The organism is Mycobacterium gordonae (assembly GCF_002101675.1).
GTDB classification, from domain to species: domain Bacteria; phylum Actinomycetota; class Actinomycetes; order Mycobacteriales; family Mycobacteriaceae; genus Mycobacterium; species Mycobacterium gordonae.
In genome coordinates this window covers 1-1,170 of record NZ_LQOY01000115.1, presented here as the reverse complement: position 1 = coordinate 1,170, position 1,170 = coordinate 1, and the positions used below count along the sequence as shown (strand labels likewise).

The window sequence follows — 1,170 nt, the reverse complement described above, 5'->3', positions numbered from 1 at the left end:
CCCGGAATTGGAAGCGCTTCGTGATCTCGCCGCAAAGTTCGTTGCCACTGAGATTGCACCCCACTCAGAGCGCTTCGCCGAGCAACACCATGTCGACCGGGCGGTGTGGGAACGAGCAGGCGAGCTGGGCCTGCTGTGCATGTCGATGCCGGTCGAATACGGCGGCGGCGGCGGGACGTTCGCGCACGAAGCAGTTCTGCTCGAAGAGCAAGCTCGAATCGGGGACAGTTCGTGGGGCGCCGGCCTGCACAGCGGCATCGTCGCACACTACATCCTGCACTACGCACGGGAAGACCTGAAAAGGCAGTGGTTGCCCAAGATGGCGTCGGGCGAATTGATCGGTGCCATTGCGATGACGGAGGCTGGAACCGGATCTGATCTTCAAAGCGTGAAGACGCGCGCCGTCCTCGATGGGGACGAGTACGTCATCACCGGCTCGAAGACGTTCATCACCAATGGTCAGCAAGCCGATCTCATTGTCGTCGTGGCCAAGACCGACCATACCCAAGGCGCCAGCGGTATCTCGCTGATCGTCGTGGAAGCCGATCGCCCCGGGTTCCGGAGAGGACGAGTCCTCAGCAAAATAGGTCAGCGCGGTCAGGACACATCTGAATTGTTTTTCGACGGCGTGCGCGTCCCCAAGACGCATCTGCTAGGCGACACCGAGGGGCAAGGCTTCTTTCAGCTGATGACGCAACTGCCGCAGGAGCGACTTATCGTCGCGGTCGGAGCGGTTGCCGCCATGGAATTGGCCTTGCACCAGACGATCGAATACACGCGCCAACGAGAAGCCTTCGGGCGAACGATCTTCGGGTTCCAAAATACCAAGTTCACCCTCGCTGAAGCCGCCACCGAAACAAGGATTGCGCGAGTGTTCCTCGACCACTGCATCTGTCTGCATCTCGACGGTAAGCTCGACGTGCAAACTGTCGCGATGGCCAAATGGTGGACGACGGAACGGGCGATGAAAGTCCTCGACGACTGCCTGCAGCTGCACGGCGGGTACGGATACATGACGGAATATCCGATTTCGCGTCTCTGGGTTGATCAGCGAGTACAGAAAATCTACGCGGGGTCTAACGAAATAATGAAAGAGATTATTTCGAGGTCGCTTTGACAAGATAGCGACGACCGAACGCCCGGTGTATCAACGCAGATGAGGATCTGCTA

1 protein-coding gene is annotated in these 1,170 nt (G+C 58.7%); it reads left to right on the top strand.

Features of this window, described 5'->3' with window-relative positions; all coding sequences use genetic code 11:
- The first annotated feature begins 7 nt into the window (after positions 1-7).
- Complete coding sequence (locus AWC08_RS18335) at positions 8-1,117, top strand: acyl-CoA dehydrogenase family protein (protein WP_136244912.1); 1,110 nt, start codon at positions 8-10, stop codon at positions 1,115-1,117.
- The last annotated feature ends 53 nt before the right edge of the window (positions 1,118-1,170 follow it).